Genomic DNA, 23,053 nt, shown 5'->3' on the forward strand with positions numbered 1-23,053 from the left:
CGGTATCGGACAGACGTCATGGACGTTGATCCTGGGGTGGAAGAATTCAACGGATTCCGCGCAAAAACCACCCAGAAAGGAGTGAATTCGGGTTCACCGAAACACTTTCAGCAGCAACCATCCTTGTGCCGCAAGCGATTGCGCTGGATTCACTGGAAACCGATAAAAAAACCGTCGCGAGGGTTGACACCGCCAAAACGGCTGTGTTTCTCTCGATCACATGTTGCATCACAACACGCCCCTGCGAACCCACATTGAAGCCGCCGACACCGGCGCCGCCTCGCTGCGTTCGATTCTTGTGCTCGTACTTATTACCCAGCCACCAGGTGCGGGACGAGCCAGCGTGTAAGCAACAAACACACCGGAACTCATCAAAACCCGCACCCGCCCCGGTGCGGGTTTTTTCATTTCAGGACCTGGTTTCAGACGCAACCACCATGACCAACGCTCAGTGCAAAGCCCGGCCCCAGACCACCACCACGCCTCGTGGTGGCTGTGCCTGTGCGATGCGCAGCGCCTCCTCCATCGCTTTTCCCTGACCGGCCGGTACGTCACCTCGACGACCGGCCGTTCTTTTTTCTTCCCACCGCAAGGAACCTCCCCCATGAGCACCAACGACCTGCCCCAGACCAAGATCGCCGTCATCGGCTACGGCAGCCAGGGCCGCGCCCACGCACTGAACCTGCGCGAATCCGGCTTCGACGTGGTGGTAGGCCTGCGTCCGGGCGGCCCGACCGAGGTGAAGGCGCAGGCCGATGGCTTCGCCGTCAAGGCGCCTGCCGATGCAGTGAAGGACGCCGACCTGGTCGCCGTGCTGACCCCGGACATGGTGCAGAAGAAGCTGTACGACGACGTGCTGGCACCGAACATGAAGCAGGGTGCGGTGCTGTTGTTCGCGCACGGCCTGAACGTTCATTTCGACATGATCAAGCCGCGCGAGGACCTGGACGTGGTGCTGGTCGCGCCCAAGGGCCCTGGTGCGCTGGTCCGCCGCGAGTATGAAATCGGCCGCGGCGTGCCGTGCATCTGGGCGGTTTACCAGGACAAGAGCGGCAAGGCGGCTGAGTACGCCCTGGCCTATGCAGCCGGCCTCGGCGGCGCCCGCGCCAACCTGATCCAGACCACCTTCAAGGAAGAGACCGAAACTGATCTGTTCGGCGAGCAGGCGGTGCTGTGCGGTGGCGCTTCGGCGCTGGTGCAGGCGGGCTTCGAGACCCTGGTGGAAGCGGGTTACCAGCCGGAAATCGCCTATTACGAAGTGCTGCACGAACTGAAGCTGATCGTGGACCTGTTCTACGAAGGTGGCATCTCGCGCATGCTGGAGTTCATCTCCGAGACCGCGCAGTACGGCGACTACGTCAGCGGCCCGCGTGTGATCGATGCCGGCACCAAGGAACGCATGAAGGAAGTACTGAAGGACATCCAGGACGGCACCTTCACCAAGAACTGGGTGGCCGAGTACGAAGCGGGCCTGCCGAACTACAACAGGTTCAAGCAGGCCGACCTGGAGCACCCGATCGAGAAGGTGGGCAAGGAACTGCGCGCCAAGATGGTCTGGTTGCAAGGACAGGCCGCGTAAACGCGCGGCCCTCCCCCACCCGCTTTGCAAGGTTCCCCCATGAACTCTTCGACACATCGCAGCGCGCCGCCCAACGGCGCGCGCTGGCTGACCCAGGCGCTGGAGGCCGAAGGCGTCGGCACGCTGTTCGGCTATCCAGGTGGCACCATCATGCCGTTCTACGACGCGCTGGTGGATTCGTCGCTGAAGCACATCCTGGTACGCCATGAGCAGGGCGCGGCGCTGGCCGCCAACGGCTTCGCCCGCGCCAGCAACCAGGTCGGCGTCTGCGTGGCCACATCCGGCCCGGGCGCCTCGAACCTGGTCACCGGCATTGCCGATGCGATGCTCGATTCGGTACCGATGGTCTGCATCACCGGCCAGGTCGGCACGCCGCTGCTGGGCACCGACGCCTTCCAGGAACTGGATGTGTTCGGCCTGACGATGCCGATCGTCAAGCACAGCTGGCTGGTGCGCAGCGTCGATGACCTGCCGCGCGTGGTGGCCGATGCGTTCCGCATTGCCCGTGAGGGTCGCCCCGGCCCGGTGCTGATCGACCTGCCCAAGGATGTGCAGTTGGCCGATGCCAGCCATCTGCCGGCGCATGTGCCCAGCAGCGTCGAACCGCCGCCGGCGCCGGCCGAGGCCGCCATCGCCGAGGCCATCGCCGCGCTGGCCGCAGCCGAGAAGCCGGTGGTCTACGCCGGTGGCGGCATCGCGCTGGGCGATGCCGTGCAGGACCTGCGCGACTTCGTCGAGGCCAGTGCCATCCCCACCGTGATGACCCTGCGCGGCCTGGGTGCCCTGCCGGCCAGCCATCCGCAGTCGCTGGGCATGCTGGGCATGCACGGCACTCGCGCGGCCAACATGGCGGTGCAGGAAAGCGACCTGCTGCTGGTGCTGGGGGCGCGTTTCGACGACCGTGCCACCGGCAAGCTGGCCGAGTTCGCCCCGTTCGCCCGTGTGGTCCACATCGATGCGGACGCCTACGAGATCTCCAAGCTGCGCAGCGCCGATGTCGCCGTGCCTGGCAACGTCGGTCACGCCATCCGCGCCCTGCGTGCGGCCTTCCCCTCCCCCAAGGCCCACCAGGAGGCGTGGCGCAAGCGCTGTGCGCAGCATCGCGATCGCTTCGCCGCACGCTACGACGCACCGGGCCAGCACATCTACGCACCGGCGTTGCTGAAGCGCCTGAGCGAGCTGGCCCCGGCCGATGCGGTGATCGCCTGCGATGTCGGCCAGCACCAGATGTGGGTGGCCCAGCACTGCCGCTTCAACCACCCGCGCAACCACCTGACCAGCGGCGCGCTGGGCACCATGGGCTTCGGCCTGCCGGCGGCGATGGGTGCGCAGTTTGCCTGCCCCGACCGCACCGTGGTGCTGGTGTCCGGCGATGGCAGCTTCATGATGAACGTGCAGGAGCTGGCGACCATCGCCCGCTGCCGCCTGCCGGTGAAGATCGTGCTGCTGGACAACAGTTCGCTGGGCATGGTGCGGCAGTGGCAGGAACTGTTTTTCGCCGAGCGTTACAGCGAGATCGATCTGTCCGACAACCCGGACTTCGTGGCATTGGCGCAGGTGTTCGGCATCGCCGCCACCCGCATCGACAACCGCGACGACGTGGAAGGCGGCCTGGCCGCGCTGCTGGCCGAGCCGGGCCCGGCCCTGCTGCATGTGGCCATCGATGCACGCGCCAACGTGTGGCCGCTGGTGCCGCCGAACACCGCCAACAGCACGATGCTGGAAAGCAATCCCGCCCATGCCCGCCAGGAGACCCCCAATGCAATACCGGCTTGACCTGGTGCTGCACCCGGCCGAAGGCGCGCTGCTGCGCGTGATCGGCATGGCCGAACGTCGCGGCTTCGCGCCGCGTGCGATCAGCGGCGCGCCGGTAGCTGCCGACGATGGCCGCTGGCACCTGCAGCTGGTCGTGGATGGCCAGCGCCCGGCGGAAACGCTGTGCCGGCAGATCGAGAAGATCTACGACTGCGTGTCCGTACAGGTCACCGCCGTGGAAGGAGTATCGCCATGAACACCCGTACCGTAGCGACCACGGTGCCGGTACGGAGGCGTCTTCTTCGCCGCCCGTGCCCGCATGCGGCGGTCGCCCGCACCGCGCTGGTGGCCCATGCCGGCCGCTGACACCAGCCAGGAAAGCGATGCCGGCGACGTAAGCGTTGCCGACGTACTGGCGGCGCAGGCCCGACTGCGCCGCTTCCTGCCGCCCACTCCGCTGCACCATGCCGAGCGCTTCGGTACCTGGCTGAAGCTGGAGAACCTGCAGCGCACCGGTTCCTACAAGGTGCGCGGCGCGTTGAACGCGCTGCTGGCCGGCCGCGAGCGCGGCGATACCCGGCCGGTGATCTGCGCCTCGGCCGGCAACCACGCCCAGGGCGTTGCGTGGGCGGCCTATCGCCTGGATGTGCCGGCCATCACTGTGATGCCCCATGGTGCACCCGCCACCAAGATTGCCGGCGTCGCCCACTGGGGCGCCACCGTGCGCCAGCACGGCAACAGCTACGACGAGGCCTACGCCTTCGCGGTCGAACTGGCGCGGCGCCACGGCTACCGCTTCCTGTCCGCGTTCGATGATGCCGACGTGATCGCCGGCCAGGGCACGGTCGGCATCGAACTGGCCGCGCATGCCCCTGACGTGGTGATCGTGCCGATCGGCGGCGGTGGACTGGCCTCCGGCGTAGCCCTGGCGCTGAAATCACAGGGCGTGCGCGTGGTTGGTGCACAGGTAGAAGGCGTTGATTCGATGGCGCGCGCGATCCGTGGCGATGCCCGCGAGATCGCCCCCGTCGCCTCGCTGGCCGATGGCGTGCGAGTGAAGATCCCCGGCTTCCTGACCCGCCGCCTGTGCACCTCGCTGCTGGACGACGTGGTGATCGTGCGCGAAGCCGAGCTGCGCGAAACCCTGGTGCGGCTGGCGCTGGAAGAACACATCATCGCCGAGGGCGCCGGCGCGCTGGCGCTGGCTGCCGGCCGCCGCGTCGCGGGCCGCCGCAAGTGCGCAGTGGTCTCCGGCGGCAACATCGATGCCGGCGTGCTGGCCGGCCTGCTTACCGACATCCGGCCGCGCCCGCCGCGCAAACCGCGGCGACGGCGCAGCGAAACACCCCGCTCGCCCGCCAGGGCCAGCGCGCCGTCCTCCCCCACCTCTTCCCCTTCCCACCTGCAAGCCGCAACGCCCGCTGTCGAGGAGATTTCCCTGTGACCACCATCGAACGAATTACCACCCCGCGCATCCGCATCTTCGACACCACCCTGCGTGACGGCGAGCAGTCCCCCGGCTGCAGCATGAGCCCGCCGCAGAAGCTGGTGATGGCGCGTGCGCTGGACGAACTGGGTGTGGACATCATCGAAACCGGCTTCCCGGCCAGCTCGCAGTCCGACCGCGAGGCGATGGCACTGATCGGCCGCGAACTGCGCCGACCGAGCCTGAGCCTGGCGGTGCTGTCGCGCTGCCTGCAGGCCGATATCGAGACCTCGGCGCGTGCACTGGAAGCCGCGGCCAACCCGCGCCTGCACGTGTTCCTGTCGACCAGCCCGCTGCACCGCGAGCACAAGCTGCGGATGACCCGCGAGCAGGTGCTGGAATCGGTACGCAAGCATGTATCGCTGGCACGCTCGTACATCGACGATGTCGAATTCTCGGCCGAGGATGCCACCCGCACCGAGCTGGACTACCTGATCGAAGTCTCGCGCGTGGCCATTGCCGCCGGCGCCACCACCATCAACCTGCCCGACACCGTCGGCTTCACCACGCCGGAAGAAATCCGCGCGATGTTCCAGCAGGTCATCGCCGGCGTCGCCGACGTTCCGAACGCCGCCAATGTGATCTTCAGCGCGCACTGCCACAACGACCTGGGCCTGGCCGTGGCCAACTCGCTGGCCGCCATCGAAGGTGGCGCGCGCCAGGTCGAGTGCACCATCAACGGCATCGGCGAGCGCGCCGGCAACTGCTCGCTGGAAGAGATCGCGATGGTGCTGAAGGTGCGCCAGGCCTTCTACGAGCAGGACAGTTCGATCAACACCCCGCGCATCGTCGGCACCTCGCAGCTGCTGCAGCGCCTGGTCGGCATGCCGGTACAGCGCAACAAGGCCATCGTCGGTGCCAATGCCTTTGCCCACGAATCGGGCATCCACCAGCACGGCATGCTGCGCCATCGCGGCACCTACGAAATCATGCGTCCGGAAGACGTGGGCTGGGAGGATTCGCAGATGGTGCTGGGCCGCCACAGCGGTCGCGCCGCCGTCGAAGCGCGCCTGCGCGCGCTGGGTTTCTGGCTGGACGAAGACGAACTGAAGCTGGTATTCGAGCAGTTCAAGGGCCTGTGCGAGCAGCAGCGCGTGGTCACCGATGCCGACCTGCAGACGCTGATGCAGGGCGGCTCCAATGCACAGGGCTACCGCTTGGCCTCGATGACCATCAGCGATGTGGGCAGCCGCGCCAACGCGCTGGTCGAACTGTCCGACCCGGACGGCAACCGCGTGGCCGAAACCGCACAGGGCGACGGCCCGGTCGATGCGCTGTTCGGCGCGCTGTCGGCCGCCACCGGCGTGCAGCTGATGCTGGACAGCTACCACGTGCACAGCGTCGGCATCGGCGCGGATGCGCGTGGCGAAGCCAACCTGAGCGTGCGCCACGAGGGCGTGGAGTACGACGGCACCGGCACCAGCAAGGACATCATCGAAGCCTCCGCGCTGGCCTGGCTGGATGTTGCCAATCGTCTGCTGCGCCAGCGCCAGGCCGCCGCCCACAGCAGCACCGACGTTCCCACCCCCGCCACCGCCTGAGGAACCCGCCATGAGCGCCTTCGACACCCCCACCCCGGCCAGCGCCGCTGGCCAGCAGTGGAATGCCCAGGACTATGCGATCGATGCCGGCTTCGTGCCTCTGCTCGGCGGCGCGGTCTCGCGCCTGCTCGACCCGCGCGCGGGTGAACGCATCCTCGACCTGGGCTGTGGCGATGGTGTGCTCAGCACCGAACTGGCGCTGAGCGGTGCGCGCATCCACGGCGTGGATGCCTCGCCGGAACTGGTGATCGCCGCCCGCGCGCGCGGTGTCGATGCCCAGGTGATGGACGGCCACGCACTGTCGTTCGACAGCGAGTTCGATGCAGTGTTCAGCAACGCGGCACTGCATTGGATGGGCACTCCCGACCGCGTGCTGGAAGGCGTGCGCCGCGCCCTGCGCCCCGGCGGCCGCTTTGTCGCCGAATTCGGTGGCCATGGCAACGTGGCCACGATCATCGCGGCGGTACAGGCCGCGCGCGTGGCCCACGGCCATGGCGCCAGCACCTTCCAGTGGTATTTCCCGACGGCCGATACCTACGCCGACCGCCTGCGCCAGCATGGCTTCCAGGTGCAACTGATCGAGTGCACGCCGCGCCCAACGGCATTGCCGACCGGCGTGGCCGGCTGGCTGCGCGTGTTCGCCGCGCCGCTGCTGGACGACCTGCCAGCCGAGGCACGCGCTACGGTGCGCGAGGCCGCGAGCGCGCTGCTGGCCGAGCTGCCGCGCAACGCCGCCGGCCAGCCGCTGGCGGACTATGTGCGGCTGCGCGTGCTCGCCCGCCGTCGCTGACTTGACCGTTCCGCCTTCTTTACTGATGTTCGCTATTTCGTACTTCTGCCAGGCATACGCATGACTTCCGCTCCCCGCACCCTGTACGACAAACTGTGGGACGCCCACGTGGTGGTTCCCGAATCCGACAGCGCGCCCGCCGTGCTGTACATCGACCTGCACCTGATCCACGAGGTGACCTCGCCGCAGGCGTTCACCGAGCTGCGCGAGCGCGGCCTGTCGCCGCGCCGCCCGGACCGCACCAAGGCGACGATGGACCACTCCACGCCGACCCTGCCGGCCGCCGCGGACGGCACGCTACCCTATGCCAGCGCCGCCTCCGAGGCACAGGTCGCCACGCTGGCACGCAACTGCGCCGAGCACGGCATCGAGCTGTTCGACATGGCCTCGGACAATCGCGGCATCGTCCACGTGATCGCGCCGGAACAGGGCTTCACCCAGCCGGGCATGACCATCGTCTGCGGCGACAGCCACACATCCACCCACGGGGCCTTCGGTTCGCTGGCGTTCGGCATCGGCACCAGCGAAGTCGGCCATGTGCTGGCCACGCAGTGCCTGCTTCAGCGCAAGGCGAAGACCTTTGCGATCACCGTCGATGGCCCGCTGGCGCCCGGCGTCGGCGCCAAGGACGTGGTGCTGCACATCATCGGCGTGATCGGCGTCAACGGCGGCACCGGCCACGTCATCGAGTTCCGTGGCAGCACCATCGAAGCGATGGACATGGAACAGCGCATGACCCTGTGCAACATGTCGATCGAGGCCGGTGCACGCGCCGGCATGGTCGCGCCCGACCAGGTCACCTTCGACTTCGTCGCCAACACCCCGCGCGGCCCAAAGGGCGCCGATTTCGAGGCTGCGGTGGCGCGCTGGCAGCAGCTGCGCAGTGATGACGGCGCGCGCTTCGACAGCGAAGTACGCATCGACGCCACCGACATCCGCCCGACCCTGACCTGGGGCACGCATCCGGGCACCGCCATCGCGGTGGATGCGCCGATTCCCGCCGCCAACGATGCCGCCGCACAGAAAGGCCTGGACTACATGCACTTCCAGGCCGGCAAGGCACTGGCCGGCACGCCGGTGGACGTGGTGTTCGTCGGTTCGTGCACCAACGGCCGCCTGAGTGACATGCGCGAGGTCGCGCAGGTGCTGCGCGGCCGCCGTGTCGCTGAGCGGGTGCGCATGCTGGTGGTGCCAGGTTCGGAGATCGTCAAGCGCGAGGCCGAGGCCGAGGGCATCCACGAGATCGTGCGCGCTGCCGGGGCCGAGTGGCGCGAGCCGGGCTGTTCGATGTGCATCGCCATGAACGGCGATCTGGTCGCGCCCGGCCAGCTGGCCGTGAGCACCAGCAACCGCAATTTCGAGGGCCGCCAAGGCCCCGGTTCGCGCACCCTGCTGGCTTCGCCGATGAGCGCGGCGTGGGCCGCGGTCAACGGGCACGTGGCCGATACCCGCGAACTGTTCGCACAGGAGGTGGCGTGATGGCCGGTTTCCGTACCCTGACCTCGGCCAGCGTGGTGCTGCGCCAGACCAACATCGACACCGACCAGATCATCCCGGCACGGTTCCTGTCCACCACCGAGCGTGCCGGCCTGGGCCGCAACGCGTTCAATGACTGGCGCTGGCAGGCTGATGGTTCGCCGGTGGCCGACTTCGCCTTCAACCAGCCGCACAACGCCGGCCGCAGCATCCTGCTGGCGGGCCGCAACTTCGGCTGCGGTTCTTCGCGCGAACATGCGCCGTGGGCGCTGACCGACCTGGGCCTGCGTGCCATCGTCAGCAGCGAGATCGCCGATATCTTCCGCGGCAACGCGCTGAAGAACGGCCTGCTGCCGATCGTGCTGGACGAGGCCGACGTGCAGGCGCTGATGCAGCGCCCGGACGATGCGCTGACCATCGACGTGGCTGCGCGCGAACTGCGCACGCCCGATGGCCGCGTCTATTCCTTCCCGCTGGATGGCTTCTCGCAGACCTGCCTGCTGGAAGGCGTCGACCAGTTGGGGTATCTGTTGGGCCGTGTCCCTGAAATCGAACGTTACGAGAGTGAGCATGCACGCTGAAATTGTTGTCCTGCCCGGTGATGGCATCGGCCCGGAAGTGGCCGCCGCGGCAGTGGCCGTCCTGAAGGCCGTCGCCGAGCGCTTCAACCACACCTTCACCTTCAGCGAGCACGACATCGGTGGCGTTGCCATCGACCGCCACGGTGAACCGCTGCCGGCGTCGACCCTGGAAGCCTGCCAGGCCGCCAACGCGGTGCTGCTGGGCGCGGTCGGCGGCCCGAAGTGGTCCGACCCGAACGCCAAGGTGCGTCCGGAACAGGGCCTGCTGGCAATCCGCAAGGCACTGGGCCTGTATGCCAACCTGCGCCCGGTGCGTACCCATGAAGCCGCGCTGCACGCCTCGCCGATCAAGGCCGAGCTGCTGCAGGGTGTGGACTTCGTGGTGGTACGCGAACTGACCGGTGGCATCTACTTCGGCGACAAGACCCGCGACGCCGACAGCGCCAGCGACCTGTGCCGCTACACGGTGGCCGAGATCGAACGCGTGCTGCGCAGTGCCTTCCGCCTGGCCCAGCAGCGGCGTGGCAAGGTCACCTCGGTGGACAAGGCCAACGTGCTGGAGACCTCGCGCCTGTGGCGTGACGTGGCCGCTCGCATCGGCCGCGAGGAGTTCCCGGAGGTGGCGCTGGAGCACCAGCTGGTCGATTCGATGGCCATGCACCTGCTGGCCAAGCCGCGCGAGTACGACGTGATCGTCACCGAGAACATGTTCGGCGACATCCTCACCGACGAAGCCTCGATGCTGGCCGGCTCGCTCGGCCTACTGCCGTCGGCCTCGCTGGGTGAGCCGGGTGCGGTCGGCATCTACGAACCGATCCACGGTTCGGCCCCGGACATCGCCGGCAAGGGCATCGCCAATCCGTACGCGACGATCTTCAGCGCCGCGATGCTGCTGCGCCATTCGCTGGGGCTGGAAGCCGAGGCTGCGGCGGTGGAAGCTGCAGTGCACGCCGTGCTGGACGATGGCGTGTTCACCGCCGATCTGGCCGCCAAGGGCCAGGCGGTGAGTACCGCCGCTGCCACCGACGCCGTGCTCGCCAAGCTGCGCTGACCCATCGGGCAACACCTGTAGAGCCGAGCCATGCTCGGCTCATGCAACAGTAGTCGAGCATGGCTCGACTCTACAGGTAGCAGGCAGCCACGCCATGCGTGGCTCCTTCCTTTCGGACATTGCGCGCAGCCACATACGATTCTTGATCAAGGCTCCTCACGTAACCCCGCCGTTTCAAGCACCCGTTTGATCGGCGCATCACCAGCCCCGGATATTGCCTGCCATCGACTCCGCGGATATCTACACTCGATTCCTGCATCGGCGGGCACTCAGAAACCAACCGCGCGACGCGCAGCATCAGGACCCGGCTTCACCCCACTCCCACGCTCTACCCTCCTACTCAGCGACCGAGGCTGGCATCTCTGCGAGCTCCTCCTTGAAGTAGCAGCCCTGCTCACTCAGGCCCATGTGCATGTCTGTCACCACAAGCCGCTTCTGCTCCAGCCAGCCGTCGGCCGCCTGCACCTGCGGGTATAGGCGCATGTAGCGGGGCTGCCCGTCGTCGCGCTCAGCCGGGCTGAGGCCCAGCCGATCCGCCAGCAGGCCCGCACTTTCCTGCACGTGTATGACGTAGAAGTTCCGATCCCGGTAGTAGAGGCGCCTGACCTTCAGACCCTCTACGTCGATCTCAACAGGGAGTTCCCACCATTCGTTACCCAGCCGATCTTCGTTGTACCGCCATGCTCCAGCCCAGGACGTCGCGCGCCGCGGGCGATGGCGCAGTTGGGTGTTGAGCCAGTTGCGTTCCTGGAGGTCGGCTCTGCAGGCCAACAGTCGCGGCAGCAGCTCCAAGGCAGTCTGCTCATTGGCTGTTTCATCAACAGGAATGCGATGATCTTCGCTTACCCAGTTGGAACGCTGCAGGTTCGAATAGGTGCACCCGATTGATGTCTCAGCGCCCCTGAGGTGATCGCGCACGACCTTGAGTTCTGCCCGCAGCGCGTTGCCGTTGCCCAGATTGCGGACATACGCCACCCTCCCCCACTCATCCCGCTGCCGCGCGGGACTGAGGGCCAGCGCCTGCAGTTGCTGAGCGCCCAGCAATCGCTGCAGATCCGCACGAGCCAGAATGGCGCGCTTCTCATACCCGTCCAGCACTACTTCTCTGCTTGATATACCGAACACCTTCATACGTTTGGGCAATGAGATTACAGCCCTACCCTTGTCATTCTGCTGGACCCGCCATTTCCCAAGGCCTGGCGGGAGCTTTTGCTGTTGGCCCAGGACCCTCTGCAGCAGAACATGGGCACGGATCCTGGCCGCCTCATCTGCACGACATTCAACCGTCGCGGCGAGGTCCGCCAACGCACCGCGCTGATTCTGCAGCGCGACGTTGCCGTCCAGCAAACTCACCTGTGCGGGCAGCGGGAAGCTGATGAAGGCCAGACAGAGCAAGCCAACACGCGACATTTGCAACAGCCAGAGAAAGTGGCCTCGCGCTGCGCTCACGTCCCATTCCCCGGAGCATGAAGCTCCGGCCCCCAGTCGGGGACCGTCTCGGCGTAATCGCAGCCTTGGAAGACCCGCCCTTGGGGAAGATCGAACACCGACAGCGTCTTTCCTTCCTGCCATCCATCGTCGGCAATGACCTTCGGCATCTCATACCGGAAACGCTTCCCCCCATCCATGCTTGCTGCTGGCGGAATACCGAGATTCCTGGCGACGCTTGCCGCGGTCGTACCGTCATGGATGACGTAAAAGCTGCCCGATTTCCCATAGAGAGCGTTTATGGCGTTGCCGGCAATCATCACAGGTGTTGGCAGAAACACCAGCTTGCCCAATTCCCCCACGGCAGACCATCGCCAGTCTTCGCCTGGGCGGCTTGCTCTCCAGACCAGTCGGCGCCAATCCGCTGTTATCGCCGCGTGCGTGGCGTCCCTTCTCTGCAGGCCCAGAGCATCAGTCACTGCACTCAGTGTTTTCCCGTCGAGCACGGCAAATAGCCCCTCAGACGTGACGAGGAGCTGATCCGACGAATGCCCAAAAACCCGGACCTCGCCTGGCAAGGCGACCAGAAAGGCGTGTCCCATGGAAAGTCCCGTTACCTTCCACTGTGCGTACGTGGCGGCGTCAGGAAGTTCCCGAAGGCGGTGGTTGATCAGCGCGCCGATACCATTGGTAATACGATCCTTGACCTCATCTTTTGCGGTGCACTCAAGAACCTGCGCCAACTCCAACATCGGAACACTCGGATCGTCCTTGGTGGCTGCACTGGCCTGCACGTCTGGCATCACCAGCAGGAATGTAGTGAAGGGCACAAACAGGTATCGCGCTATGCAGCGGCAATCGAGCGATAGCATTGAACAATCCTTCGAGTGGGCAGAACTGCCTCGAAGCATGTGATCTTCAACTGCGCAACACCATACAAAAAGTTGTAGATGAGTTCGCCCAGCACGGCCGTGCAGCTGAGCGGCTCACAGCCCCATTCGGCAAGAAGAACAATGCGTCATCTCATCGCACTGTATCCACTGGCCGGCAGATGCTGGAATCGGTGATGGTGAACTGGCTGCCCGAGCCACATCTTGTTTCCCTTCCGGTCTTGAGCAGCATTCTGACCTCCCCTGCAAGCACAGTTCTTGGTGCGGCTCCACCGCCAAGGGTCAACCTGAAGCCTTCGTCCAGCGACGTGGCGATTGTCGGCCACTTGGACATGTAAGCCGCAACCACCGCAGAAGCTCCCGGCGTGACATGGACGTCTGTATTGGATAAGTCGTAGTTTGAGTCGTTGATCGCTGTCGCGTGAATCACGTGCGGACAGCTGTTCCTGAAATAGAGGGCATTGACATACTCGGGCGGCGAGCTGCACGAGGCCAATGCCATGCTCAGCAGCCCCACCGCACCAACACTCGCGATGGCACGCATCTTCATGATTGCATCCGGCCGCGGGTACGGATTTCATGGCATGGACCAGAGTGGTCTGGCAGGGTGCCGCGAATCAGAGTCCAACGACTCACCAGGGCGTGCTCATTACATTCTGCAGGGCGGACTCCGTTGGTAGAAATGCCAACAACTGGCCGCCCTCATCGCGGACAAGCCAGCCCGCACCTCCATCGCTGGGTGTAAACGCCAGTATGTTGCCCGCATGCAGAGCCTTGGCAGGGTTGTCCGCTCGCGCCGGCCAGTTCAGTACGCCGTGCTGCCCCGGCTCGCCGACCACCTCCACGGCGATGTGAATGTCGCCGTTGGCTTGGGGTTCCACGCCCGTTACTTTCAATGGTGGACGCGGCCCTGCCTTGTTCCGATCCACTGCAACATCGTCTGTTTCATCTACATTGTCGCCCCCGCGAATGGACCCGGCCACACCACTGATGCCCAGTGCGGGCGACGCTACGACCCATGACAGCGTTGCGGAAGTGACAAAGACGGACACTGCGCTTTGTTGTGTACGGTTGAGCTTCGACCTTGCGGAAGAAGCAAATGGCGACAGCAGCGCCACCATGAGAAGTGCGCTCGCGAGGTTGGATTGCAGTTCCATTCGATTGTTTCCATAGAAGACCCAGAGACGCTGTACCTGTAATCGGCGCCACCAGCCTGACAGTTTCGTCGAAGTGGGGCGACCGTCTACACGGTGCCAGAGCCAACGGCGAACCGACATGCAAGCAATCCGAAAAAGGCGCGGTACGTGGGCACTTGATTCCCATTGCTCGGCTCTACACGGCGCCTCGCGGGTGGGTCATCGGTCGGCCTTGACCTGCCGACCATGCATGCAGCCCACCAAGGTGTCTTTCCCGTCCCGCTGAAGGACCACCAGACTTTGGGACACCCGGTTGTTCCCGCTTTTGCTGGCGGACAGCTGCTTCTCCCATACCCCGGGACCGGACTGGTCGGCGGCCGTCATCGCCGCACCGCGTATGGCCGCTGCCGTTGCGTCCGGATCGATCGCGACGGCAAGCAATCCCATGCCCAGCGTAACGATCCGCGTCGAGATGCCATGGACGCGGATGGGATCGAACAACGTCGCCACGTAGAGCTCGTCGCTGTCACGCGATGCAAGGTGCTGGACCTGCGCCGGCCAAGTGTCCTGGCCGGCGTCCAGTACCAGGTCCCAGAACGCCTCCACACGCTCCAGAGCCTCCGGCGTTGCCCGGCATTCCGCCGCAGCGGCCAGATCATCAGCATCAGCAACTCTCGGCTGACCGGCGGGAGCAGCTTCACCACGCTCCCATCCGGATGGAGCGCAACCCAGACGATAACCATGGCCATCGCTGCGTATGACGACCGCTGTGGTGGGCTCTGATCTGGCTGCCTCGACACCCCGCGACCAGACGCGATAAGGCTCGCGCAACGTGCTGGAGCGCAGATGCAGGTCGTGTGCCCTGATGATCCGTGCCTGCTGATCACCGTCGATCGGGATCGAGAAGCCGATCGCGTCAACGAAGAGGCGTCGGGTAGTGATGCCCTGCGCCGTCAGCGCGGTCGGCATGTCGATGGTGGTGACGGGATCATCCTCGTCGCCACTACGTTCGAACCGCCACCCACGTAGATGGGCGGGGCGTTGCTGAGCATTGCCATACATCGCCGCGCGCAGCGTATCGCCTACCGTCTGGTTGATCGCCGGATCCGCCCTGCATTCCAGGATGGAGACCAGATTCTGCTGGAATCGAGCGGCCTCAGGATCACCGTCCGCCGCATGCGCATTGACAATGCCAGCCAGCGCAAGCAGCAGGAAGGTTGTGCGAAGGGGCGCGGGGAACATGACAGGCACTCCAGCCCGGGATCAGCCATACATTGTGCCTGCCCAAGCTGTGCCGCGCCGATTCCCTCCATGACCAGAGCAGGACGAGCTGGGCATGGACCCAGCCCGATGACGCCCACCCTGCCTCACTTGGTAGTGTAACCACCGTTTACAAGGATCGTCTGCCCGGTCATCCACCAACCATCGGTGACCAGGAAACGGATCCACGGCACGATGTCGGCGATGTCGGTCAGGCCCGTTCGGGTGAACGCCGACAGCGCCGCCGCGGTCTTGTGGTACGCCTGCGCATCGGCACTCTCGGCCGGGTAGAAGAACGGCGTGTCCATCGGGCCGGGCCCGATCGCAGTCACCGAGATGCCGCGCTCACCGAACTCCTTCGACGCCGCGCGGGTGAAGTGCTCGACTGGCGCCTTGGTACCGGCGTAGCTGGAATAGAACGGCGTGTAGGCACCCAGCAATGAGGTGACCAGGGTGCAGATGCGACCACCGTCGTTGACGTGGCGGCCGGCTTCCTTGAGGAAGAAGAACGCCGCCTTGGCGTTGACCGCGCTCATCTCGTCGTACTCCGCTTCGCTGATGTCCAGCAGCGGTTTCTTCAATACCTTGCCGACCGTATTGATGGCGATGTCGGGACGGCCGACTGCGGCCACGGCATCGACGAACAAGCGCTCCATCGCTGCCGCCGAGGTCAGGTCGCCCTGCAGGGCCACCGCCTTGCTGCCGGCGGCCTGCACTGCGGCTACAGTCGCTTCTGCATCGGCCTGGGTAGCGGCACTGTTGTAGTGGATGACGATGGCTTTGGCGCCCTGTGCGGCGAAGTCGCGGGCGATCAGGCCACCCAGGTTCTTGGCGCCACCGGCGATCAGCACGGTCTTGCCCTTGAGGGATTGCTCGGTCATGGCTTCGGTCTCGGGAGGGGCTACCCGGGGTGGCAACCCTGCCCTGACGACGATATCGTGCAGAAAAAGCGGATAAAGCCCGCCACATTGACTTAACTTTCCAGAGCCAGCGAACAATGGACCGGATCGATCGCTTCCGCATCTTCACCCGGGTCGTGGAGTGCGCCAGCTTCACCCGCGCCGCCGACCAGCTCGGCCTGCCCCGCTCGACCGTTTCGGCGGCGGTGGCCGAGCTCGAACAGAGGCTTGGCACCCGCCTGCTGCAGCGCTCGACCCGCCGGGTGTCCACCACCCATGATGGCGACGTGTTCCATGCCCGCTGCCTGCGCCTGATCGCCGAGGTCGAGGACGCCGAATCGCTGTTCCGTCAAGACGATGCGCAACCGGTCGGTCTGCTGAAGATCGACGTGCCCAGCCGCATCGGCCGCCGCATCATCGCACCGGCGCTGCCCGAATTCTTCGCGCAGTATCCGCAGGTGGAAGTGGACCTGGGCATGACCGACCGCGCGGTAAACCTGATCGAGGACGGTTGCGATGCGGTGCTGCGGGTCGGTCAACTGGGCGATTCCAGCCTGGTGGCGCGCACGCTGGGCCAGCTCGACTTCGTCAACGTCGCCGCGCCCGCTTACCTGCGCGAACACGGCATGCCGCAGCATCCTGCCGACCTGCCGCAGCACCGCGCGGTGAACTACGCGTCGCCGACCACGGCACGGGTGGAACCGTGGGAGTGGCAGGACGGCGGCCAACTGCGCACGCTGCCGATGCCCGGCTGGGTGCGGGTGAACAGCGCCGAGGCATCGATTGCGTGCTGTGTGGCGGGGTTGGGGTTGCTGCAGATTCCGCGCTACGACGTGCAGGCCGAACTGCAATCCGGCGCGTTGGTGGAGGTGATGCCACAGCACGTGGCGCAGCCCTTGCCGGTGACGCTGTTGCAACCGCATCGGCAACACCGCGCGCAGCGTGTTCAGGTGTTCATCGAATGGCTGCTGCCGGTCTTGAGGGCCGGCCTGCAGCTGCAGTAGCTCCACGCCATGCGTGGATGCATGCATCCGTGCCAACCAAGGTTGGCACCTACCGAGCGATGGCAAATCGCGGTAGATCCACGCCATGCGTGGATGCTTCTGTAGCGTCGAGCCATGCTCGACTCATCCCGTCATCGCGCGAAGAGCAGCCGAGCATGGCTCGGCTCTACAGAAAGCAGATCCCGCGAGCAGATCAATCCGGGCCATGCGTGGATGCAAGCCGCAGTGCCAACCAAGGTTGGCACCTACCAGAGGCGGTGGCCGTGGAACCCGGGGCGTTACGCCCCGGATTCATCGGGCTTCACCCGGAACCACGCCGCATACAGCGCCGGCAGGAACACCAGCGTCAGCACCGTACCGACGATCAGGCCGCCCATGATCGAGATCGCCATCGAGCCGTAGAACGCGCTGCGCGACAGCGGAATCATCGCCAGCACCGCCGCCAGCGCGGTCAGCACGATCGGGCGGAAACGGCGCACCGTGGCATCGATGATCGAATGCCAGCGGTCATGCCCGGCATCGATGTCCTGCTGGATCTGGTCGATCAGGATCACCGAGTTGCGCATGATCATGCCGGCCAGTGCGATCGTGCCCAGCAGCGCGACGAAGCCGAACGGCGCCCGGAACAGCAGCAGGAACAGGGTCGCGCCGATGATGCCCAGCGGCGCGGTCACCAGCACCATCGCTGCACGCGAGAAGCTGCGCAGCTGCAGCATCAGCAGCGTGGCCACCACCACCAGGAACAGCGGCATGCCGGCCTTGATCGAGTTCTGGCCACGTGCCGAATCCTCCACGGTACCGCCGGTTTCCAGCAGGTAACCACTGGGCAGCTCGGCACGGATGCCATCCAGTGTGGGCAGGATCTGATGAACCACGTCCAGCGCCTGCATGCCATCACTGATGTCGGCGCGCACGGTCACCGTCGGCAACCGGTTGCGGTGCCAGATGATGCCGTCCTCGAAGCCGTACTCCATCGTCGCCACCTGCGACAGCGTGATGCTGCCACCGTTGGCGGTGGGCATCGACAGGCTGGACAGCAGCTCCAGCTGGTTGCGCTCATCGGCCGGCCCGCGCAGCAGCATCTCGATCTGGCGATTGCCTTCGCGATACACGCTCACCGACTGCCCGGCCAACGAACTGGACAGGAACTGGCTGACCTGGGCGCTGCTAACGCCCAGCGCACGGGCGCGCTCCTGGTCGACCACCAGGCGCACCACCTTGCTCGGCTCGCTCCAGTCCAGGTTGACGTTCATCACGTGCGGGTTCTCCCGCACCTTGGCCTCGACCTGGCGCGCGATCGCCTGCACCTTCTCGATGTGCTCGCCGGAGATGCGCATCTGCACCGGATAGCCGACCGGCGGTCCGTTCTCCAGGCGGGTCACGCGCATCTGCACGTCCGGGAACTTCGGGATCACCTCGTGCAGCAGCCAGTCGCGGGTGCTCTCGCGCGCCTTGATGTCCTTGGCCAACACCACGAACTGGGCGAAGTTGGTCGCCGGCAGCTGCTGGTCCAGCGGCAGATAGAAGCGCGGCGAACCGGTGCCCACATAGGACACGTAGTTGGCAATGCCCTCGCGGCGGGACAGCAGCTTTTCCAGCTTCTCGGCCTGGGCCTGGGTCGAGCGCAGCGAGGCGCCCTCGGCCAGCTCGATGTCCACCATCAGCTCCGGCCGGGTCGAGTCCGGGAAGAACTGCTGGGGCACGAAGCGGAACATCATCAGCGAGAACACGAACAGGGCGATGGTCGCGGCGATCACCCACCAGCGATGGCGCAGGCAGGTATCGAGGAAGCGGCGGAAGCTGCGATAGAACGGGCGCTGGTACGGATCATGGTCGTGCCCGTGCTGCGGCGGCGCAATCAGGTTGGCCAGCGCCGGGTAGCGGTCGGCCCACTGCTGGCGCTTGGCGTGCCAGCGCGCGGACAGGCTGCCCGGCTTGGGCGGCTGCGGATTGAACAGGTCCGGCAGCATCTTGTCACCCAGGTAGGGAATGAACAGTACGGCCGCGATCCACGACACCACCAGCGCGATGGTCACCACCTGGAACAGCGAACGCGTATATTCACCGGTGCTCGATGCCGCCGTGGCGATCGGCAGGAAGCCGGCTGCGGTGATCAACGTACCGGTCAGCATCGGGAACGCAGTCGATTCCCAAGCGAAACTGGCCGCGCGCAGGCGGTCGTAGCCCTGCTCCATCTTGGTGGCCATCATCTCCACCGCGATGATCGCATCGTCCACCAGCAGGCCCAGCGCCAGCACCAGCGCGCCCAGCGAGATCTTGTGCAGGCCGATGTCGAAGTAGTGCATGACGAAGAAGGTCATCGCCAGCACCAGCGGAATGGTGACGCCCACCACCAGGCCGGTGCGCAGGCCCAGCGAGAAGAAGCTGACCAGCAGCACGATCACCACCGCCTCGGTCAGCACCTGCACGAACTCGCCGACCGACTCTTCCACCGATTGCGGCTGGTCGGACACCTTGCGCAGCTGCATGCCGGCCGGCAGGGTCTTCTGCAGCCGTTGGAACTCGGCATCAAGGTTGGCACCGAGCTTGAGGATGTCACCGCCATCCTTCATCGCCACCGCCAGGCCGATCGCCTCTTCGCCCATGAAGCGCATCTTCGGCGACGCCGGATCGGCGAAGCCGCGCTTGACCTCGGCGATGTCACCCAGGTGCACGGTGCGGTCGCCAGCACGGATCGGGAACTGGCGGATTGCTTCGATGTCGTTGAACTGGCCGGTCACGCGCAGCTGCACGCGATCGGTGGCGGTCTCGAAGAAGCTGGTGCCGGTGACCGCATTCTGGTCGGCAAGCGCCTGCTGTACCTGCTGCATCGACACACCCAGCGTGGCCAGGCGGGTGTTGGACAGCTCGATCCAGACCTTCTCGTCCTGCAGGCCGACCAGGTCGATCTTGCCGACATCGGGCACGCGCTGCAGTTCCAGCTGGATGCGGTCGGCGTAGTCGCGCATCACCGCGTAGTCGAAGCCCTTGCCGGTCAACGCATAGATGTTGCCGTAGGTGTCGCCGAACTCATCGTTGAAGAACGGGCCGACGATCTCGCGCGGCAGCGTCGCACGGATGTCGCCCACGCGCTTGCGCACCTGGTACCACAGGTCCGGGATCTGCCTGGAACGCAGGCTGTCGCGGGCCATGAAGATGACCTGCGATTCGCCGGGGCGCGAATAGGAGCGGATGAACTCGTACTCGCCGGTGTTCATCAGCGCCTTCTCGATCGGCTCGGTCACCTGGCGCGAGACCTGCTCGGCGGTGGCGCCCGGCCACAGCGTGCGCACCACCATCGCCTTGAAGGTGAATGGTGGATCCTCGGACTGGCCCAGGTGCTTGTACGACCACGCGCCGATCAGCGCGAAGGCCAGCATCGCGAACAGCACCAGCGGGCGATTGGCCAGCGCCCACTCGGAAAGATTGAAGCGGCGCACCGGCTTACTCCCTGGCCTTGGCGGCAGCGGCCGGCGCGGCCGGCTTCAGCACCGGGCGGTTCTGCCGGTCCACGGCGATCACCGGCTGGCCCGCTCGCAGCAGGTGGCCACCGGCGGCAACCACCCAGTCACCCGCGTTCACGCCGGACAGCACCGGCACGGTCTCGCTGCCAAACGCACCGGTGGTGACCGAGGCGGCCTTCAGCGTGCTGTTGGCCGGATCGACCACCCACACGCTGGCGGCACCGTTGACACCGCGCTGCAGCGCGCCCAGCGGCAGCTGCAGGGTACCGTGGCGACCGGCGCTGCTGTAGACGCGCGCGCTCTGGCCCAGTTCGACATCGGCCAGCGCATCGGCGGCCAGGCTGACGCGGGTGGCATAGGTGCGTGCCTGCGGATCGGCGGCGGCGGCAATCTCGCGGATCGTGCCCGGCAGGCGCTGCCCCGGGCGGTTCCACAGTTCCACCTCGACCGGCTGGCCGACCGCGTAGTCGCGGATGGTGGCTTCGGGCAGGTCGATCAGCACTTCGCGGCCACCGTCGGCGGCCAGGTTGAAGATGGTCTGTCCGGCGGACACCACCTGCCCAGCCTCGGCCTCGCGGCTGGCGATCACGCCGTCAGCCGGTGCGCGCAGCTGCGCGTAGTCGGCCTGGTTGCGCAGCACATCGAGGTTGGCGCGGGCGGCGTTGGCCTGACCCTGCGCCGCTTTGAAGGCGGCGGACTGCTGGTCCAGCTGCGAACGGCTGACCAGCTGCTGGTCGGCCAGCACCTGGTAGCGCTTGAGGTCGTCGCGGGCACGCACCAGGTCGGCCTCGGCCGCAGCCAGCTGCGCCTGCGAAGCGCGGGCCTGCAATGCGAAGTCGGCTGCATCCAGCTCGGCCAGCACGTCGCCCTTCTTTACCCGCTGCCCGGCATCGACATGGCGCTTGACCAGGTTGCCGCCGACGCGGAACGACAGCGGGCTTTCCTGGCGGGCACGCACCGTGCCCGGGAACGCCGCCGGCGCCTGTCCGGCCTGTTCGCCGGGGTGAACCACCAGTACCGGCACGGCCGCCTGCGGCGCCTGTTCCTGCCCCGAACAGGCTGCCAGCGCAGCCACCCACACCATACCGCCCATCCAGCGCACGATCTTCATCGGTCAACGTCCTGAAAACGCAGGGTTGCAACAAGGGGGAGCCGCGACTGCCGGCCCAATTTAATAAACCGGCCGGTATAGTATAAATATCGAACCGCTTGGTCTAGTATTGTCGCGATGAGTTCTTCCACTTCCCGCAAGCCGTCGGCCAAGCCTGCTGCCAAGGCCGCCGGACCCGGGCGCCCCAAGGATCTGGGCAAGCGCGCGGCGATCCTTGAAGCAGCCAAGGTACTGTTCATCGAACAGGGGTATACCGGCGTGAGCATGGACACCATCGCCGCCCAGGCCGGCGTCTCGAAGCTGACCGTGTACAGCCACTTCGGCGACAAGGAGACCCTGTTCTCCGAGGCCGTGCAGTCAAAGTGCATTGAAATGCTGCCCGATGCCCTGTTCGTGGCCGACACGGACGGCCCGCTGCGCGACCAGCTGATCGGCATCGGTCTGGCCTTCTTCGAACTGATCACCTCCGACGCGGCGATCTCGATCCAGCGCATGATGATGGCGCCGGAGACCGACGAACGCCTGCGCGAGCTGTTCTGGAAGGCAGGACCGGAACGTACCTGCGAGGCCCTGGCTGACTTCCTGCGGGCACGCGCCGAGCGCGGCGAGCTGGAAATCACCGACTATTCGCTGGCTGGCGAGCAGTTCCTGACCCTGGTCAAGGGCGAAGTGCACATGCATATGATGTGCGGCATGCCACTGTCACCGGTGGAATGCGACCCTCTTGCCCACGTGACCGCCAGCATCGACTTCTTCCTGCGCGCCTACGCGCCTACGCGCCGCGAGGGGCCGGAACAGCTGAATAACCAAAACTGAACGAACCGGAGGTCGCGATGACTTCCGGCACTGCGACCCCGGCCCCCGGCAGCTGATGCTCTGGGCGCGCCGCCGGCCTCCGGCACCGGTAAAATGGCCGGCCCACTGCGCTGGATTTGAACCTCATGACGATTGATTACGCCCACGCCCGCGAACTGATGGTGGAACAGCAGATCCGTCCCTGGGACGTGCTGGACATCAAGGTGCTCGACGTCCTGGCCCGCCTGCCGCGCGAGGCTTTTGTCGCCGATGCACACCGGGCACTGGCCTACGCCGATGTCGAACTGCCGATCGGCCACGGCCAGAAGATGATGAAGCCGGTCATCGAGGGCCGTACCCTGCAGGCGCTGGACCTGCAGCCGGGTGACGAAGTGCTGGAAATCGGCACCGGCAGCGGCTTCCTGGCCGCCTGCATCGGCGCGCTGGCGCGCGATGTGCTGAGCCTGGAAATCGACCCGGAGCTGGCCGCCGCCGCGCGTGCCCGCCTGGACGCTTCCGGCCTGGGCAGCAACGTCCGCGTGGAAGTGGCCGATGCCCTGTCCTGGCAGACCGAACGCCGCTTTGACGTGATCTGTGTCACTGGTGCGGTCGACGTGGTGCCGTCACAGTTCGCCTCGTGGCTGCGTCCGGGTGGCCGCCTGTTCGTGATCCACGGCCGCTCGCCGGCGATGGAGGCCCTGCTGGTCAAGGCCGACGGCAGCTCCGAGTCCCTGTTCGAGACCGATATCGATTACCTGCGTGGTGCCGCCCCGGCCCCCCAGTTCCACCTCTGAGTCCAAGGAAGCC

20 protein-coding genes are annotated in these 23,053 nt (G+C 66.1%); 12 read left to right on the plus strand and 8 right to left on the minus strand.

The window, feature by feature from the left end:
• Window positions 1-604: 604 nt before the first annotated feature.
• The 9 genes from ilvC to leuB all read left to right on the plus strand — a co-directional run bounded on the left by ilvC (window position 605) and on the right by leuB (window position 10,259).
• Window positions 605-1,579: a ketol-acid reductoisomerase gene (gene ilvC, locus AC5P7R_RS16240; protein ID WP_134731353.1), complete on the plus strand. Its 975-nt coding sequence runs from the start codon at window positions 605-607 to the stop codon at window positions 1,577-1,579.
• A 39-nt stretch (window positions 1,580-1,618) separates the two neighbouring features.
• Window positions 1,619-3,355, plus strand: coding sequence for an acetolactate synthase 2 catalytic subunit (gene ilvG, locus AC5P7R_RS16245; RefSeq protein ID WP_021202139.1), 1,737 nt, complete (start codon window positions 1,619-1,621; stop codon window positions 3,353-3,355).
• Window positions 3,339-3,590, plus strand: a complete 252-nt coding sequence (locus tag AC5P7R_RS16250; protein ID WP_005410947.1) for an ACT domain-containing protein — start codon at window positions 3,339-3,341, stop codon at window positions 3,588-3,590. Before ilvG ends, AC5P7R_RS16250 begins: the two co-directional genes overlap by 17 nt.
• A gap of 96 nt (window positions 3,591-3,686) precedes the next feature.
• Window positions 3,687-4,778: a threonine dehydratase gene (locus tag AC5P7R_RS16255; protein ID WP_188250320.1), complete on the plus strand. Its 1,092-nt coding sequence runs from the start codon at window positions 3,687-3,689 to the stop codon at window positions 4,776-4,778.
• A complete protein-coding gene (locus AC5P7R_RS16260) occupies window positions 4,775-6,361 on the plus strand; it encodes a 2-isopropylmalate synthase (RefSeq protein WP_021202141.1) in 1,587 nt (528 codons plus the stop codon). The genes AC5P7R_RS16255 and AC5P7R_RS16260 overlap by 4 nt, the downstream gene beginning before the upstream one ends.
• A gap of 10 nt (window positions 6,362-6,371) precedes the next feature.
• Entirely contained in the window at window positions 6,372-7,151 is a 780-nt protein-coding gene (locus tag AC5P7R_RS16265) for a class I SAM-dependent methyltransferase (protein ID WP_019662044.1), read from the plus strand.
• Between the two features lie 60 nt (window positions 7,152-7,211).
• Window positions 7,212-8,630, plus strand: a complete 1,419-nt coding sequence (gene leuC / locus AC5P7R_RS16270) for a 3-isopropylmalate dehydratase large subunit (RefSeq protein ID WP_021202143.1) — start codon at window positions 7,212-7,214, stop codon at window positions 8,628-8,630.
• Window positions 8,630-9,208 (plus strand): 3-isopropylmalate dehydratase small subunit, encoded by a 579-nt coding sequence (leuD, locus tag AC5P7R_RS16275; protein ID WP_021202144.1) that lies wholly within the window; start codon window positions 8,630-8,632, stop codon window positions 9,206-9,208. Before leuC ends, leuD begins: the two co-directional genes overlap by 1 nt.
• Window positions 9,198-10,259 (plus strand): 3-isopropylmalate dehydrogenase, encoded by a 1,062-nt coding sequence (gene leuB, locus AC5P7R_RS16280; protein WP_021202145.1) that lies wholly within the window; start codon window positions 9,198-9,200, stop codon window positions 10,257-10,259. Before leuD ends, leuB begins: the two co-directional genes overlap by 11 nt.
• A gap of 336 nt (window positions 10,260-10,595) precedes the next feature.
• Here leuB and AC5P7R_RS16285 read toward each other — a convergent pair whose 3' ends face one another.
• The 6 genes from AC5P7R_RS16285 to AC5P7R_RS16310 all read right to left on the minus strand — a co-directional run bounded on the left by AC5P7R_RS16285 (window position 10,596) and on the right by AC5P7R_RS16310 (window position 15,854).
• Entirely contained in the window at window positions 10,596-11,708 is a 1,113-nt protein-coding gene (locus AC5P7R_RS16285; RefSeq protein WP_227854048.1) for a hypothetical protein, read from the minus strand.
• Complete coding sequence (locus AC5P7R_RS16290; protein WP_227854049.1) at window positions 11,705-12,559, minus strand: hypothetical protein; 855 nt, start codon at window positions 12,557-12,559, stop codon at window positions 11,705-11,707. The genes AC5P7R_RS16285 and AC5P7R_RS16290 overlap by 4 nt, the downstream gene beginning before the upstream one ends.
• A 151-nt stretch (window positions 12,560-12,710) precedes the next feature.
• Window positions 12,711-13,127, minus strand: a complete 417-nt coding sequence (locus tag AC5P7R_RS16295) for a hypothetical protein (protein WP_227854050.1) — start codon at window positions 13,125-13,127, stop codon at window positions 12,711-12,713.
• A gap of 82 nt (window positions 13,128-13,209) precedes the next feature.
• Window positions 13,210-13,734, minus strand: coding sequence for a hypothetical protein (locus AC5P7R_RS16300; RefSeq protein ID WP_227854051.1), 525 nt, complete (start codon window positions 13,732-13,734; stop codon window positions 13,210-13,212).
• A 198-nt stretch (window positions 13,735-13,932) separates the two neighbouring features.
• A complete protein-coding gene (locus AC5P7R_RS16305) occupies window positions 13,933-14,955 on the minus strand; it encodes a hypothetical protein (protein WP_227854052.1) in 1,023 nt (340 codons plus the stop codon).
• Between the two features lie 125 nt (window positions 14,956-15,080).
• A complete protein-coding gene (locus AC5P7R_RS16310; protein ID WP_021202146.1) occupies window positions 15,081-15,854 on the minus strand; it encodes an SDR family oxidoreductase in 774 nt (257 codons plus the stop codon).
• 116 nt (window positions 15,855-15,970) lie between these two features.
• Here AC5P7R_RS16310 and AC5P7R_RS16315 point away from each other — a divergent pair, with 116 nt between their 5' ends.
• Window positions 15,971-16,876 (plus strand): LysR family transcriptional regulator, encoded by a 906-nt coding sequence (locus tag AC5P7R_RS16315; protein WP_021202147.1) that lies wholly within the window; start codon window positions 15,971-15,973, stop codon window positions 16,874-16,876.
• Window positions 16,877-17,154: 278 nt separating this feature from the next.
• Here the strand turns inward: AC5P7R_RS16315 and AC5P7R_RS16320 are convergent, their stop codons facing one another.
• Window positions 17,155-20,316: an efflux RND transporter permease subunit gene (locus AC5P7R_RS16320; protein WP_111104247.1), complete on the minus strand. Its 3,162-nt coding sequence runs from the start codon at window positions 20,314-20,316 to the stop codon at window positions 17,155-17,157.
• Window positions 20,317-20,320: 4 nt separating this feature from the next.
• Entirely contained in the window at window positions 20,321-21,451 is a 1,131-nt protein-coding gene (locus tag AC5P7R_RS16325; protein WP_021204344.1) for an efflux RND transporter periplasmic adaptor subunit, read from the minus strand.
• A gap of 117 nt (window positions 21,452-21,568) precedes the next feature.
• Here AC5P7R_RS16325 and AC5P7R_RS16330 point away from each other — a divergent pair, with 117 nt between their 5' ends.
• Both AC5P7R_RS16330 and AC5P7R_RS16335 read left to right on the plus strand, forming a co-directional pair.
• Complete coding sequence (locus AC5P7R_RS16330) at window positions 21,569-22,267, plus strand: TetR/AcrR family transcriptional regulator (RefSeq protein WP_478436033.1); 699 nt, start codon at window positions 21,569-21,571, stop codon at window positions 22,265-22,267.
• 125 nt (window positions 22,268-22,392) lie between these two features.
• Window positions 22,393-23,040, plus strand: a complete 648-nt coding sequence (locus AC5P7R_RS16335; RefSeq protein WP_019662052.1) for a protein-L-isoaspartate O-methyltransferase family protein — start codon at window positions 22,393-22,395, stop codon at window positions 23,038-23,040.
• Window positions 23,041-23,053: the final 13 nt, after the last annotated feature.

Source organism: Stenotrophomonas sp. YJH_SMC_27, from assembly GCF_059369815.1.